Source organism: Paenibacillus ihuae, from assembly GCF_001368795.1.
Lineage (GTDB): Bacteria > Bacillota > Bacilli > Paenibacillales > Paenibacillaceae > Paenibacillus_AQ > Paenibacillus_AQ ihuae.
Genome location: NZ_LN831206.1, coordinates 52,961 through 68,225, shown reverse-complemented (window position 1 = coordinate 68,225; position 15,265 = coordinate 52,961). Strand labels below are relative to the sequence as shown.

The 15,265-nt window shown below is 54.4% G+C and carries 15 protein-coding genes and 1 pseudogene; 4 read left to right on the top strand and 12 right to left on the bottom strand.

Features of this window, described 5'->3' with window-relative positions; genetic code table 11:
• The 4 genes from AQR02_RS29805 to AQR02_RS29790 form a co-directional block, all read left to right on the top strand.
• On the top strand, positions 1–1,066 hold a 1,066-nt coding region (locus AQR02_RS29805), incomplete at its 5' end, for an MATE family efflux transporter (RefSeq protein WP_108722126.1).
• 386 nt (positions 1,067–1,452) lie between these two features.
• Positions 1,453–2,319, top strand: a complete 867-nt coding sequence (locus AQR02_RS29800; protein WP_236337298.1) for an ABC transporter permease — start codon at positions 1,453–1,455, stop codon at positions 2,317–2,319.
• A gap of 15 nt (positions 2,320–2,334) precedes the next feature.
• The gene (locus AQR02_RS29795; RefSeq protein WP_054943930.1) at positions 2,335–3,228 is read left to right on the top strand and encodes a carbohydrate ABC transporter permease; all 894 of its coding nucleotides are present in this window, start codon (positions 2,335–2,337) and stop codon (positions 3,226–3,228) included.
• A gap of 178 nt (positions 3,229–3,406) precedes the next feature.
• Positions 3,407–5,011, top strand: coding sequence for an extracellular solute-binding protein (locus AQR02_RS29790; RefSeq protein ID WP_108722124.1), 1,605 nt, complete (start codon positions 3,407–3,409; stop codon positions 5,009–5,011).
• Between the two features lie 443 nt (positions 5,012–5,454).
• Here the strand turns inward: AQR02_RS29790 and AQR02_RS29785 are convergent, their stop codons facing one another.
• The 12 genes and pseudogenes from AQR02_RS29785 to AQR02_RS35050 form a co-directional block, all read right to left on the bottom strand.
• On the bottom strand, positions 5,455–7,686 hold the full coding sequence (locus AQR02_RS29785) for a helix-turn-helix transcriptional regulator (protein WP_054943928.1): 2,232 nt from the start codon (positions 7,684–7,686) through the stop codon (positions 5,455–5,457).
• Between the two features lie 171 nt (positions 7,687–7,857).
• Positions 7,858–8,463, bottom strand: coding sequence for a DUF1989 domain-containing protein (locus AQR02_RS29780; RefSeq protein ID WP_425340033.1), 606 nt, complete (start codon positions 8,461–8,463; stop codon positions 7,858–7,860).
• 21 nt (positions 8,464–8,484) lie between these two features.
• Positions 8,485–9,168, bottom strand: a complete 684-nt coding sequence (locus AQR02_RS29775) for a cyclase family protein (protein WP_054943926.1) — start codon at positions 9,166–9,168, stop codon at positions 8,485–8,487.
• Positions 9,169–9,201: 33 nt separating this feature from the next.
• Positions 9,202–11,016: an adenine deaminase gene (locus tag AQR02_RS29770; RefSeq protein WP_054943925.1), complete on the bottom strand. Its 1,815-nt coding sequence runs from the start codon at positions 11,014–11,016 to the stop codon at positions 9,202–9,204.
• A 3-nt stretch (positions 11,017–11,019) separates the two neighbouring features.
• Positions 11,020–11,301: a EutN/CcmL family microcompartment protein gene (locus tag AQR02_RS29765; protein ID WP_054943924.1), complete on the bottom strand. Its 282-nt coding sequence runs from the start codon at positions 11,299–11,301 to the stop codon at positions 11,020–11,022.
• 20 nt (positions 11,302–11,321) lie between these two features.
• The gene (locus AQR02_RS29760) at positions 11,322–12,062 is read right to left on the bottom strand and encodes a hypothetical protein (RefSeq protein ID WP_054943923.1); all 741 of its coding nucleotides are present in this window, start codon (positions 12,060–12,062) and stop codon (positions 11,322–11,324) included.
• 8 nt (positions 12,063–12,070) lie between these two features.
• The gene (locus AQR02_RS29755; protein WP_019908484.1) at positions 12,071–12,352 is read right to left on the bottom strand and encodes a BMC domain-containing protein; all 282 of its coding nucleotides are present in this window, start codon (positions 12,350–12,352) and stop codon (positions 12,071–12,073) included.
• 19 nt (positions 12,353–12,371) lie between these two features.
• Positions 12,372–12,800 carry a BMC domain-containing protein gene (locus AQR02_RS35260; RefSeq protein WP_082452160.1) on the bottom strand — a complete coding sequence of 143 codons (429 nt, stop codon included), beginning with the start codon at positions 12,798–12,800 and terminating at the stop codon, positions 12,372–12,374.
• A gap of 49 nt (positions 12,801–12,849) precedes the next feature.
• Positions 12,850–13,164: a hypothetical protein gene (locus AQR02_RS29745; RefSeq protein ID WP_054943922.1), complete on the bottom strand. Its 315-nt coding sequence runs from the start codon at positions 13,162–13,164 to the stop codon at positions 12,850–12,852.
• The gene (locus AQR02_RS29740) at positions 13,149–13,865 is read right to left on the bottom strand and encodes a hypothetical protein (protein WP_054943921.1); all 717 of its coding nucleotides are present in this window, start codon (positions 13,863–13,865) and stop codon (positions 13,149–13,151) included. Before AQR02_RS29740 ends, AQR02_RS29745 begins: the two co-directional genes overlap by 16 nt.
• 40 nt (positions 13,866–13,905) lie before the next feature.
• Complete coding sequence (locus tag AQR02_RS29735) at positions 13,906–14,172, bottom strand: BMC domain-containing protein (RefSeq protein ID WP_054943920.1); 267 nt, start codon at positions 14,170–14,172, stop codon at positions 13,906–13,908.
• A 181-nt stretch (positions 14,173–14,353) separates the two neighbouring features.
• Positions 14,354–15,243 (bottom strand): annotated as a pseudogene (locus AQR02_RS35050) (UbiD family decarboxylase domain-containing protein).
• Positions 15,244–15,265 lie beyond the last annotated feature (22 nt).

The following is a 15,265-nucleotide window of genomic DNA, read 5'->3' as shown; positions in this document are numbered from 1 at the left end:
GTTCGCCGATCCGGTCGGCGGAGCGCTGAATATTTCCGGTGAACTGATCCCGCTTGCCCATGTCTATCTGACTTATGTCGGCGGCGGATTGTTTCTGATAGGACTGACCGCTTCCCTGGGCTCGGCTATTCGCAACACGGGCAATACCCGGGGGCCGATGTATACAGGGGTTGCAGTCAATGTGATCCACATTATTCTGAATTATATTTTTATCTTCGGCATGTTCGGATTGCCGCAGCTGGGACTGGGCGGAATCGCCATCTCCAATGTAATCAGCAGAGGGCTTGGCGCGATAGTTCTGCTGGTGATGTTCTGTGGCGCCTTTGAACGCAGAATCCGGCTGCGGGACTTTGCTACCTTCAAGCGGAAGCTGTTCGGGGAGATTGTGAAGATCAGCTGGCCGCTGGGGCTGAATTCGTCAGCCTGGGTAGTATCACAGCTGGCGATTTACTCTTTTCTGGCTATGCTCGGGGCAAAAGAGCTGGCGGCACGCACCTATCTGAACACGCTGGAATCGTTCTGCTTCACCCTGGGCTATGCGGTAGCGATGGCAGGCCAGATCCGGATAGCGACCTTGTTCGGTGCACGCCAGCTGTCCGAGGTCTACCGCAGCGCCTACCGGACGCTGTATATCGGGCTGGCTATTGTCAGTGCGAATGTTGTGCTGCTGTTGGCTTTTGGCAAGACGCTGCTGGGCATGTTTACGGCCGACGGAGAAATTGTCTCCATCGGTGTGGCATTGCTGGCACTGAACCTGCTGCTGCAGCCCTGTAAAATGCTCAACATGGCCATGGGCAATGCGCTTAACGCCATCGGCGATACCCGCTATACGATGACGATCTCGCTGATCAGCATGACGCTGATCGGGATCGGCGGCTCTTACCTGCTCGGCATAAGCTGGGGCTGGGGGCTGGTTGGCATCTACTGCTGCATGATCGCCGATGAGGCGGCGAGAGGGGTGCTGGTGCTGCGGCGCTGGCGCGGGCGGAAGGTGCTGTATGCGGCAGAGTCTCAGGATGGAGGCCAGCAGGCTGTCCAGTGCAAGGCGGCAGAGGCTTCTTTTTGAATAAGTAAAACCGGAATTTCACCTTCACCCTGGTGTTTTCTTCTGCGGAAGAGAAGCCGGGGCTTTTTGACGTGGTGTAATAGACCATTATCCTGTGATCCTGCACAAAAGTTGTAAAATTTCACTGGAGGAATCGCAACATAATACAGGAATACCCTGAAGCGCTACTATCCGGGCGGACGGGGCTTTTCTATACTTGGGTCATATACAGGCATAGGAGAGTGAGGGCTTTGAGACAGCGCAAACGCAAGACCGGAACACCGCTCGCGATAGAGCTTCCCTTAAAAGGAGGCGGCCCGGCAGCATCACCGCTAGGGTCAGGCACGGTAAAAAAGAAGAGGAAGGGATTCCTCCATGAGCTGATCCATAACCGGATTCTTTTTCTGATGCTGCTTCCGGCACTGTTGTTCTTCCTGGTGAATTCGTATTTTCCGATGGTGGGTGTGTATTATGCTTTTACCCAGTTTGACTTCAATTCCGGGCTGTTCAGTGCACCGTTCGTCGGGCTCAAAAATTTTGAATTTCTCTGGAAATCCGGCACTTTGGTGAAGCTTACCCTCAATACGATCGGTTACAATCTGGCGTTTATCGTACTGGGTAACGTGCTGGCGATCGTCTGTGCGATTCTGCTCAGTGAGCTGCGGGTGAAATGGTTCAAAAAGCTTACCCAGTCCATCATGTTCCTGCCGTACTTCGTCTCCTTCGTAATCCTGAGCGTTATCGTCTACAACGTGTTCAATTATGACAGCGGTTTCTTGAATACGCTGCTGGCCCGGTTCGGCGCAGGTCCGGTCGATGTCTACAATAAGCCGGTGGTGTGGATATTCCTGATCATTCTTTTTTACCTCTGGAAAAATCTCGGCTACAGCATGGTCATTTATCTGGCCGCTATCACCGGGATCAGCGATGAGTATTATGAGGCAGCCAAAATCGATGGTGCGCATATTTTTCAGCGGATCTGGTACATCACGGTGCCGATGCTGAAATCTACCTTTGTCGTGCTGCTGCTGTTCTCGCTCGGAAGTATTATGAAGGGGCAATTTGACCTCTTTTACCAGCTGATCGGCAACAACGGGGTGCTGTACAATACGACGGATATTCTGGATACGTATGTATTCCGTTCGCTCAAGGTTACCTTTGATATCGGAATGGCGACAGCGGCAGGCCTGTATCAATCGCTGTTCGGCTTCATTCTGATCATGACGGTGAACTACATTATCCGCAAAATAAACGATGATTACGCGTTGTTCTAGGAGGAGACAAGGGGTATGCAAATCAAAGACGATCATTATACGCGGCTGCTTCAGGGCCTGGCGTACACCGTCATCATTCTCGGCTCGCTGGCCTGCCTGATTCCGTTTCTGCTGATTATCTCGGCTTCTCTGACTGCCAATGAATCGATCATCAAGGACGGTTATCATCTGATCCCGGCGCAGTTCTCGGTGGAGGGCTACAAGACGGTGTTTACCTTTCCTGACGAGGTTCTGCGGGCGTATGGGGTTACGCTATTCACGACGGTAACGGGCACGCTGCTGGGGCTGTTCTTCATGACGATGGCCGGATATGTGCTGGCCCGCAAGGATTTCAAATACCGCAACACCTTTTCCTTCTATATCTATTTCACGACGCTGTTCGGCGGCGGACTGGTGCCCTGGTACATTATGATCACCAAATATCTGCATCTGACCGATTCATACGGTGCGCTGATTTTTCCGGGGCTGATGACCCCGTTCCTGATCATTCTGATGAAGAACTTTATCCGCTCGGCTGTTCCTGAGGAGCTGTTCGAGTCCGCTAAGATCGACGGGGCCGGTGATTTCAAAATCTACTGGCGGATCGTGCTCCAGCTGTCGATGCCCGGCATCGCCACAGTAGGCTTGTTTCTGGCCCTGGCGTATTGGAACGACTGGTTCTCCTCTTCACTGTTCATCAACGATCCGCACAAATATCAGCTGCAGTTCCATCTGTACAATGTCATCAACTCTGCGGCCTTTATCGCCAACATGGGCGCGGGTACGGGGGTCAGTCTGGGGAGCGATCTGCCGACCGAATCGACCAAGATGGCGATGGCCATTGTCGTTACCGGACCGATTCTGTTCCTGTACCCGTTCATTCAGCGGTATTTTGTAAAAGGCTTGACGATTGGCGCTGTAAAAGGTTAGAACCGTATAGTGGAGCACACCGTGGAGGTTGTGCCTGTTGTCCGGCTAACATAGTTTTGTTCGAAGTGACTCAAGGATGTGTATGCTAAACAAAACTAAGCATATGCTTCCGAGGCAAGTTTTGTTCGAAGTGACTCAAGGATGTGTATGCTAAACAAAACTTTTAGGAGGGTTCATGATGAAAAAGAAGACAGGCCGAAGATCTCTGGTTACGCTTACAACGGCTGCGCTGGCGCTCTCGCTCCTTGCGGGCTGTGGCGGCAATAACAACAGCGGGAACAGCGCAAACAGCGGGACAGATGGCAATACAGGTACAGCCGCTGCAACGGACAGCACTACCAGCACGGCAGCTCCGGCAGAGACCGGAATAGACACTTCGAAGAAAGTGGAGCTTCAGTTCTATATGCTCGGCGATGCCCCTAAGGATCTGCCGGTCATTCAAGACGAAATCAACAAGATGGCTCAGGAAGAGCTGAACGCTACGATTAAGTTCAACTATACGAGCTGGACGGACTGGGATCAGAAGTATAAGCTGCTGCTGTCTTCCGGCCAGGCGATTGATCTGATCTTTACAGCGGATTGGACCCAGTACCAGTCGTATGCGAAACGGGGAGCTTTCCTGGCGATTGACGATCTGCTGCCCAAGGCGGCACCGGAGCTGCAGAAATTCGTACCGGATTCGATGTGGGAAGATGTGAAGGTAGACGGTAAAATCTATACCGTTCCTGCCACTTATAAAGAGTACGTAACCAACGGCTTCGTATACCGCGAGGATCTGCGCAAGAAATATGATCTGCCTGTGCCTAAAGATCTGGCCAGCTACGAGGCTTATATGGACGGCATTGTCAAAAACGAGCCGGATATGATGCCAATGTCCCTGAACAGCGATATCGGCAATAATCTCCATTACATTTATACCGAGCTTAACAAAATGATTGGCGCTCTCCCTTACGGGATGGGAGTGAAGTATGAATCGCCTACTACTGTCTACTCCTACTGGGGTTCTGATGAGCAAAAAGAAGAGCTGAAAACGATGAAACGCTGGGCGGACAAAGGCTTCATTCCCAAGAACGTGCTGAACATCAAGGATACGATGCAGGATCCGATGACTTCCGGTAAAGCGGCCAGCATGTTCGGAGATAATCCGACGCGCTATAACGACATGAAGATGAAGATCAGCACAACCCATCCCGAATGGGAGCTGGCCTATTCTCCATTCGGTCTGACCACAGGTTATGCTACGCCTGTACATCCGATTCACAACGGCTTTGCGATTCCGAAGAGCAGCAAAAATCCGGAAAGAGCGCTCGCGTTCTATGAAAAGCTGGTCCTCGACAAACGCTACAATCAGCTGACACAGTATGGTATTGAAGGCAAGAACTACACCGTTGAAGACGGCTACTACAAGCTGGTCGGCACCAGCACGAGTAATGGCTTCTCCCGTGAAGGGATGAACGGCTGGGCTTGGAGAAATCCTGAGTTCATGCTGTTCGATAAAGGCTTCGACGGTGTGAAGGCCATCTTCGATGAGCTGGACAAAATCCAGAAGCCTGACCTGTTCCTGGGCTTTGCGGAAGACTACTCCTCGTACCAGGCGGAGAAAGCGGCACTGGAGCAAGTGGAGAAGCAATACCTCTTCCCGCTGGAGGCAGGCTTAGTTGAGGATATTGATAAAGGGCTGGAAACCTTCATGCAGAAGGCTAAACAGGCCGGGCTGGAAAAAATCCAGACCGAGTGGACGAAGCAATGGAACGCTTATGTTGCGGAGAAAGGCATTAAATAGTGGAGGAGTGCCCCGGAAGCCGATGGCTTTTGGGGCGTTTTTATTTGTCGCTGTGCTGTGCGGGAGAGCTTGGAGGGGGCATTTCGGTGTCTGCGCAACTGCGGGGAATGTTTGGACTTCCGGCCGCTGTTATATTTGGATTCCTTGATTGAAACCGCTGGCCGCGGTAGAAATCCAAATATAAAGGCGAACGCTAGCGCTCCTCCAGTTCCAAACTTCCCCTTCGCTGCTTCTCACCTTCATGGTGGGGATCAAGCTCTCCAAAACTGCGAAGCAGCAAAAGCCCGCCAGCCACTGGCTTCCGGGACAGGGGAGGGGGCAGCATGAAAGCCAGCCTCCGTATAGTTGGAGGCTGGCTTGGGGTGGCAGGCTTGAGAGCGGCCTCATGAGGCAGCCTCGGCATTTAATTGCCGAGGCTGCTCATGGGAAAGAGTAGATAAGAACTAAGCATTTTTAGAGCGCCGGTAGTCGGTAGGGGTGGTGCCGAAGCTGCGCTTGAACATCCGGTGCAGGTAGGAGCTGCTGGTGAAGCCGCAGCGCTCGGCAATGGTCGTTACCGGCAGATCGGTATTCTCCAGCAGGCTGCACACCTCGCGCATCCGTACCTCCAGGATGACGTCGACGATGCTGGTCATGGTCTGCTGCTTGTAAAGCCGGCTGATGTAGATCGGAGACATATCAAGGTCATCGGCGATCTGGTTCAGGCTAAGATTCGGCTCCATATAGTTCTCAGCGACCTTTTGATTGATCAGGCGGATCAGATCATGCTGCTTGGTATTTTTTTTCTCAGACAGCTGTCCGCGCATTTCACTGAACAGGGCGAAGAAAGCATCTTCCAGCTCGGCGACGGTTTCTACGGATTCCAGAGTTGGCAAGGCGGGCACTCCATCACATTGTAAACGGTTACGTTTTTGGATGGTGCTGATGATTTCTTTTATCGTCACACTAAGTCTCGACACGGCTAATTGCACGGTATGGAAGGGATACGATTCCGCTTCCCGGATAATGGCGCTGAAATGCTCCTTGGCCTCCTCGATCTTGCCGCACATCAGCGCATCGGTCAGACGTTTTTCTTTTTCCGTCGGATAATGGTACGTATTGGCCTGAAGCGCACTTATGGACTGTGCACTGATGATGCAGCCATGCCCGTAAAACAGCCTGTGATTCGAGGCTTCTCTGACCTGCTTGTAGAGCTGATGCAGCTGCAGGGCATTCCGTTCGATATGGCTGTAGGTGAGGGTAAGGCTTATTTTCAGATAATCGGAGCAGGCCAGCTGAATCTGCCGCAGGAGCGTCTCGATCAGTCCGGTGTCGGTGTATTCTATCGAATCAATGATATTCAGGAGCACAAGTATTCCGTCATCATTCATATCAACCGTCTCAACCCGGTAGGTCTGGCCGCAGATTTCCGAGGCGATATTCATAATCGCAAATTTGTAAGCCAGCAGATAGGACGACCGTTCATCCCTGAGTTCCCTGTAGTTGTCAATCCGCAGGAGGATCAGCCGGTAATCGTCATTGAAGGTAAAATGAATGCCGAGCTGTCTGAGCTTCTCCACCTGCTGAATGGATTGCAGCGGCTTTAGGCCCAGGACCAGATCGCGCATGGTATTTTGCCGGATCATAAACATGCTGTCCCTTTTCTCACTCTCGAGAATGTTCATCTCGCTGACAATGCGGTTGATCGGCAGATACAGGCTTTTGGAGGTGATCCAGGACAAAATGATCCCTCCAACCAGAATCAGGGCGGCGATGAGCAGGGTGGCGTTCCGGATGCTGTCGGTCTGTTTGGTGATGATTTCATAAGGGGTGATGCGCACATACTGCCAGTTCAGATCATCCGGAGCAGTATAAGAGATCAGTGAATTGACGCCGGCATACTTGTCGATAAAGTAGCCCTCGGTATCTCCCGTAATCTTCTGCTCTACCCAGCGGGCTTCTTCGGCTGAAAGCTCCTGCTGCTCCAGGCTGTTGCCGGACAGGAAGGAACCGTTCCCGGACAGAATAAAGGTTGCGCTTTTGGAATCGGCAGGACTGTTAATCTCTTTGTTGATCCAAGGAGCCGAAATGTTAACGATCACTGCCGAGTTAATTGTCCGGTCCCAGCCGATGGCATCGTAGCATAAGAAGGTATAGGCCCTGACCTGGTTATTCTCTTCGGCACCGTTCGAATAGACGCGCGGAATCGGCGTAAACGGCTTGTATTCCTCGTAATGGTTCAGGATATCCAGAATATTCGTATCCACCAGCTCCTGCTCGGTAAATACACCGTTCTGGCCGTGGGAAGAGGCGATATAGAGCTTTGCGCTTTTCGGATTATAGACATATATGGATTCGATATACGGCATAGAGCTTAAATAATTTCCAAGCTCAGACATGGCGGCTGTGACGTCATATATATCAGGCTTGTCGTAAAAGACGATTTTGGAGATGGTGCTGTTGCGGTAGATTTGAAATGAAAGCGATTGCGCGGCTTCGTTCATGTTTACAACCTCTTTGCTGGTCTGTGTGAGATCGCTGAGGTCGGAACGGAAGGCTTGCGTTTTCTCGACGCCAATATAGTAGTTGTAATAAATAATGGTGGAGACAAGGAAGGTTAAGGACACACAAAGCGTCATACTGACCAATATCCTGCTGTACAGTGCTCTTCGATTGCCGAGCTTGTTCAGTCTCATTAGCATCCCCCTGAATTCATAATGCGTACCGGCGTCAAGGCCTCTCTGTATTGTTCACAGTATGATTATAAACTTCATAGGGGTGAACAGAACAGTGCAGCAAGCTGACAGCAGTGAACAAAAGTGAATTCAGGGGGTGTGAACAAATCGGATATTAGTGTACAAAACAGCTTAACCGGTAATCTGCATCAGCAGCGGAGTGACCTTGAACCCGTTGACGGGGGCGAGGTCCTGCGAGCAGGAGGAGAGGGCCACGATCACGTCCGTCAGTGCCAGCAGAGCGACATAATCACCGGGCTTCGAGAGCGGTTCTTTAATGACATAGTCGAGGTTCTCGTCGAGTGCATTATTCATGAACCAGTTGATCGGATCGGGCAGCTCCTGGTCTCCAAGGTTGTATTTCTGCAAAGCCCTCTGCAGATTATCGTGGCAGTTCGGGTGCTGCTCCAGTCCGAAATCAACCTTGTAGCGGTAATAATCACAGGCCGGGAAAAAGAAGTCATGCCGTCCCACCGTATCATGGGTCAGCTGCATCAGCGGCTGCCGGTAGTTGCTGTACAGGCCATCGCCGGGTTTGAGCCGGATGCTGCTGAGCGAGGCCCGCATATGAACGGGGGAGACATGCTCGTCAGGGTTACCGGCATTAAAGCAGACGAAATCGCCGACCTGCTTGCCTTCCACATCAATGATATACAGTGTCTGGCCTTTGCGCACCAGAGCGCTTCTGCCCTCGTACGCCGGTACTAAAATTTCCTCGATCAATGTTCCGTTTCTCAAGTCCTTCACCTGCTTAATATTTTATTCTATAAATACTGCGACCGCCCGGATGGGGGAGCCGGTGCCTTTGCGGATTTTGAGCGGGAGCCCGAAGTAGAGGAACCGCTTCTGCGCGATTTGGTCGAGATTGCAGAGGTTCTCGGTATTGGTCAGCTTGTACTCACGGCAGATCAGATGCCCGGCAAAGGTGGTATCCAGCGGGTTGTCGATGGAAGGCGCGTCGATGCCGATATTAACGACACCCTGCCGGGCCAGCCATTCCGCTGCCTCGTAATCAAGGCCCGTGTAGCGGGTTAGCCATTCGTCCGTGCCGTAAGCGCGGTTATAATGACCGGTGTAGAGCAGCACGATGTCTCCTTTGTCGAGATGAAGAAACCCTTTGTCCAGGGCCAGCTCCAAATCCCTGCGGGTAATGTATTCATCAGGTGAAATATGAGAGAGGTCAAGGCAGACGGCCGGCCCGTAAAAATACTCCAGCGGCATCTCGTCAATCGTCGCCCCTTTGGGGTCATATTCATAGACGGCATCGCTATGGGTCGGGCCATGCTCGTTAATGAGCAGGTTGTTCGTGGCGAATTCGAAGCCAAGCTTCTGCCGGCTCTCCTCATGGCTCATATTGGGGAAGATCATCGTCTTCTGATGCGGCGGGAACACCGGCATCCCCTGATAGATCTCCTGGGATAGATCGACTACCTGAATACCCAAGTGCAGTAGCCTCCTTTGATAAAATTGTGATGCTCAGGCCAGCGCCGGCAGTACGGTGAAGGCGTCGGCATCAATCAGCCCGATGTCGGTAATTTTCCAGGACGGGCTGGTGACGAGCGAGAGGAAGGACAGGTGCATGAACGGCACATGCAGGGTGCAGCCCAGTTCCTCTCGGGCCAGACGGTGCAGCTCGGTGATTCTTGCGCTCATCTCTTTGCCGGTCAGCTCGTCGGTCATCAGTCCGCCGATGCGCAGCGGCAGATCGCCGACCACCTTGCCGCCTTCAATCATGGCGATCCCGCCGTCCATGGCAATGACCCGGTTGACCGCGGTCACCATATCAGCGTAATTGGTGCCGGTGACAATGATATTGTGGGTATCATGGGCCACACTTTCAGCGATGGCGCCGGCCTTCAGCTTCATGCCGCGGACGAAGGTTTTGCCGATCTTGCCGCTGCGGCCATGCCGCTCGACAACGAGCAGGGGCAGGAGGTCGTTCTCTACCGAAGGCTGCACGACGCCGTCCTTGACGGCAGCGGTGAAGATCCCCGCTCCGGTCAGATTCTGGTCGGGAATGACCTCAATAGCGCGGACCTGCACGCTGCCATGCGCCCCGCCGGAGGAGAGCTGCAGGTCCTCCAGCTTCACGGGCTTCCGCTTGACTGATTTCTTCACGGAAGCGGGATAGGTATAGGAAGGGATGTCACGGGTCAGTTCGCCGTCCTGGGCCACCTTGACTCCGCTGATGTACACCTGCGATATCGTCATCTGCGCCAGATCGCTGATGACAGCGATATCGGCTTTGGCGCCGGGGGCCAGCAGTCCGATATCCTGGAACCCGAAATGGGTGGCCGGATTGATCGTCACCATCTGTATCGCCTCAACGGGGTCGATACCTACAGCAATTGTGCGGCGTACAATATCGTTCATGTGCCCGTACTTGAGCAGATCCTCCGGGACCATATCATCAGAGACGAGAATCGCCCGCCGGGAATCCATCCCTTCCTCCGTAATGGCACGGATGCATTCCGCCATGTTCCGCTGCGAGGAGCCTTCGCGCATGAACACGCTGACCCCGTAGCGCAGCTTCTCCATCATTTCTTCCTTGGTGGTGGTCTCGTGGCAGGAGATATGGCCGCCGCCGCAGATGATATGGGCTGCCAGATCACGGCCGAACAGGCCGGGGGCGTTGCCCTCGATGGTTTTGCCGATGGATTTGGCATAAGAGACGGAAGCGAGCAGATCATCTATTAAATAAGGCGCATTGTTGTACACCGGATGGACATTGCTGAAGCCCTGCAGCTCGCCGATTCCTTGCACATAATCATCACTCAGCAGGTCCTGCATATCCTTGGACCCGATATCCGCGCCGGCGGTTTCCAGACCCGGCACATCAGGAGTGAGGCAGGGGACGGTGAACAGGACACGGTTAGGCAGCGTACGCGCCTCTTCAATCATCGCCTTCATGCCGGGAACACCCAGCACGTTGCCGATTTCATGCGGATCGGCCACCAGGGTAGTCGTTCCTGTAGGGATGGACAGCTTCGAGAATTCTGTAACGGTCAGCATCGCACTCTCAAAATGCATATGGGAATCAATAAAGCCGGGGCTGATGAATTTGCCGCTCATATCTTCGACAATGGTCGAGGGGCCAATCAGCTTATCGGCCTGGCCGACGAGCAGAATCCGGTCACCTTTGACGGCGACATCGCCGGGATAAATCTCCCGGGTGATTACGTTAATAATATAGCCGCCTTTCAGTACCAGGTCGGCATAAGCATCGCCGGAGAGCAGCACATCAATCATCCGCCGGCGCTGAATGGCATCTTTTATTTCTGTTGTCAGCATCTGCTACACACCTCCTGTCCGGGCGCAATCAACACTGTCCACGATCCCGACAATGGCTGCATCAACCGGGGCGTTCGGATGAAGTGCTGCTCTTGACGCCACGCTGCCCACCGCGTAGATGATCGTCTCGCCGATGCCTGCACCTACTGTATCGACGGCAACGACCGGCTGGCCTGCCGGCGCCCCACCGGGCAGGATCGGCTGAATGATCAGCAGCTTGGCGCCGATCAGATTCTCATCTTTTCGCGTTGCAACGACATGCCCCGTAATGATTCCCAGCTTCATGTGATTGTCACCTCTTTGGTTTAGAATACAATTTCAATGCAATGCTGCCTGGCCAGATCTGCGGCAAGTGGAGTAATCACCGCCGGAGCCGCCAGGCGGATGGACGTGGTGCCAACTCTTAGTGCAGCCTGAATATCCTCGGCGGTCAATACCTGTTTGCCCGATTTTGCCTGTGCCGAAGAGATCCAGCGGTTCACTTGATCCGGTTCAAGCAGCGTAATGCCGAAATCTTCAATGGCTGCAAGCTTATGCTGCAGTTCATCCTTCAGCCGGGGAGGGGCTTGAAACATTCCTTGCTCCCCCCAGCGATAATGCCCCGGATCCGCCCCAAGCGTCAGCGTCCCCACGGGTCTGCCGGCACAGAGGAACCGCACAATCAGCTCCACAAAAGGATCACCGGCATCCAGCTGGGCTAACCGGGACAACAGAGACAAAGATAGGACCGGAATAAACAGCATATCGGCATCCGCCGTTGAACAAGAGCGGAGAGCAGCAGTTGCAGTAATATCGTCCACCCCTGTTGCAGCAGCCAGTTCCTGAACTGTAATGTCACGGAGCAACTGTTCATCCGCCGCCAGCCGCAGCCGTGTCCGGGTCCCGTCCAGCTGCCTTATTGCGGAATACCCTTCCTCCATGCCAATAAAGTGACCGGCCAGCAGAATAAAGACCCGGGGGAAGTCCTTGTTCAATTCCTGTTCCCTGGACCGGTAAGCCAGGCCGAGAAGGGCACTGGCTGCAACTGTGCTATGCCGGTTGTCCATGGAGAATATTATTCAATTCCCTTGGACAAAAGCGCGCGTTCCACTTCACTGTGCGGCCGCGGAATGACATGCACCGACACCAGCTCCCCGACACGCTTAGCTGCGGCAGCTCCTGCATCGGTAGCTGCTTTTACCGCACCCACATCTCCCCGGACCATTACCGTTACGAGACCGAAGCCGATTTTTTCATACCCGCAAATTTCTACATTCGCAGCCTTCACCATTGCATCAGCTGCTTCGATTGCGCCTACCAGACCTTTTGTTTCGATTAATCCCAGTGATTCTCCCATCTTAAAAACCTCCATTATTTTAGTTTGGCTGATCCGGTGAATCCGGTGAATCTGATGCTTGGGCTAAGTCCGCTGACTTAGGCGGCTGAGCGATTGTGGCAGAAGAGTGGTGCGGCAGAGGGGCGGAGACTGCAGAATCAGCCTCGGGGCTGTTCCCTGGCAACAGGTAATTGCCCAGTATCTTGCCGGTCACATCACTATGCGCCTTGGCAATTACATGCGCGGAGACCACTGTGCCGACCCGCTGCGCTTCAGCCTTGCCTGCCTCTACCGATGAGGTTACGGCAGCAACATCCCCGCTGAAATGCAGGGTCACGCCCAGTGAGCCGCCGACGCCGATGACCTTCTCGACGGCAACCAGCTGCACATCCGCTGCTTTGAGCGCGGCATCCGCCGCTGAGACGGCGGTGGTAAAGCCCAGCGTCTCGATTAAACCCAGTGCTTGCATGAAGGAAGCCTCCTTGTTGAATTCATCCGCTGATCAGCGGTGCTTGTGATCATCTGCCTGGTGCTGCCAGACGGGTAAGCCCCGGCGCTGCCGCAGCCATCTGTTCGGCAGTTCCGCTTATGATGCAATAACCGTGCTCCGTGCGGAGGTGCAGACCGGACGAAGGATGGCGCTGCAGCCATTGCTCCGCGATACCGATGCTGTTCCAGCGGGAAGAACCGGCTACTACCGCAATGGCTTCCTGCTGTCCGCCGCCGAAATACCGCCGCAGCAGCCGGCCGGGCTGCAGGCTGATCCATACCTGGACAGCTGAAACGGCTCCAGCCTGCATATAATCCGCGAGCTCCTTCAGCTTGGCTGCCACCTTATGGTGATCCTTGCTGAACAGCTTAAGCTCAAAGCTGCCGCCCACACTCCAGCTGATATCCGATTCCAGCTCAGGCTCGCAGAGAGCAGCTCTTCGGCGGCAAACAGCTGGCCCGGGTGACAGGCAGCTGCGCTGATTACCCCGGCCGAGCTGGAATTCCGGCCTGAGCTGCCAAGCAGCGGACGGAGGTCATCGCGGATGCGGGGGAACAGCCAGACCTCCAGCCCGCCTGCTGCCGGGAGGCGGACCGGGGCATGCGGATCCTGCGGCTCCGGGGTGACCTGCGGCAGGGGAGAGTTTCCCCGGGAGCTGTTATCCTTCTGCTCCAGCGGAGACAAGGTGCGCAGAAGCAGCGGAGACAGGTATTGTCCGGCCATATCCCGGCCGGGGACAGCATTCGCTGCCGGCTGCACAACCCTGGCAGCTGCTAGGGAATCCGGCTGTCTGCCGGCAGGATCCTGTGCCGGTGAAGGGTGGCCGGAAAGGATGGCCAGCCGTCTGGCAGCCTGCTCCTTCTGGTAATTGGTGCGCTGAAGCGTAAGCCCGGGCTTAGAGCAATTCCCGGGCTGGGCACAGGTGTGCAGGCAATTCTCCCTGCTGCTTACCGCGCAGGACGGAGCAGGGGCCGCTGCAGCCGGAGCGGCGGCACGATTTCGTTGGAGTATTTCAGAAACAACGTCCTTCATAAAACTGGACAAGGTGAATCACCTCCTTGATGGCTTGAATCCGGTAGGAAGCCTAGATGAGCATTCTTGCGAGATCGGGATGCGGACGCGGAATGACGTTTGATGACACCAGTTGTCCGCCGGTCTTCTGATATGCGGCTATACCGGCTTCGACGGCTGCGGCCACTGAGGCGACATCGCCCTCAATGATCACTGTCACTAATCCTGAGCCAACCCGTTTGAAGTCGACCAGCCTGACATTCGCCGCCTTGCACATGGCGTCCAGCGCTTCCAGCGCCGGGGTCAAGCCGCGTGTTTCAATTAAGCCGATCGCTTGCATAATGCACCTCCTCAAAGTTTTGTGAGCCTATCTTCACAGAGTTCACATCGTAAAAAACTTGCTTCGGAAGCATAGGCTTAAGTTTTGTGAGCCCATCTTCATAGAGTCCGCATCGTACAAAACTCACTTCGGAAGCATAAGCTTAAGTTTTGTGAGCCCATGCTTTATAAAGAAGCCTCTGTTATACATAGTCCTCCAGCCTGATTTCATCCTGTCCTGGAATATGTGTTCTCCGGTACTGCTCTTTGTGTGCGAGCGGGCAGGTGGCGTCGATGCCCATTTTGGCAGATACCCCGCGCAGATTATGTGACGGTTCCAGCGGTGAACCTTTGGCGCCCGGGACGATGAACAGATCGAGATCGGCCTGCACGCGGGTGGCAATGGCCCATTCCACATCCAGCGGATCAAGCAGGTTAACGTCATCATCGACGACCACAACATGCTTGAGGTCTTTGTCGCCGGCAAAGCAGCCAGCAGCGCTGTTTTTCCGTCACCTTCCTGGACTTTTCGGATCTGGATGACCGCGTGGTAGCGGCCAACCCCTCCCATGGTAATATGAACATCCTTTACTCCCGGAACAACCTGGCGGACGGAGCTGAGCAGGGCGATTTCGCGGGAGATGGCCATCGGCAGCTTCTCCTCGTAGCTTGCCGGAAGGATGGTCTGCCATATGGGCCGGTTCCGGTGGGTGACGGCAGAGATTTCGACCACCGGCTGCTCAGTACGCGGACCGTAATAGCCGCCCAGCTCTCCAAACGGACCTTCCGGTTCGCGGATACCGGGGAGTATCCGCCCCTCGAACACAACCTCCGCCTCAGCTAGAACTTCAAGGTCAACGGTTTTGCACTGGACGACATCGAGCGGCTGATGGAGCAGGGAAGAGGCCACTTCCAGCTTATCCGTATGGAATAAGTGAGTACTGATCTGCGAAGCCAGCACGACCGCCGGCACAACTCCGAACATGAACGCCGCTTCCATCGGCTCTCCGCGTTCCTCGAATTCCTTGTACTGCTGGATCAGCTCGGGGGAGGAGATCAGAATACCGGTCCGGTTCCCTTCCAGCAGCTGCATGCGCCGGATGGAGGTATAGCGC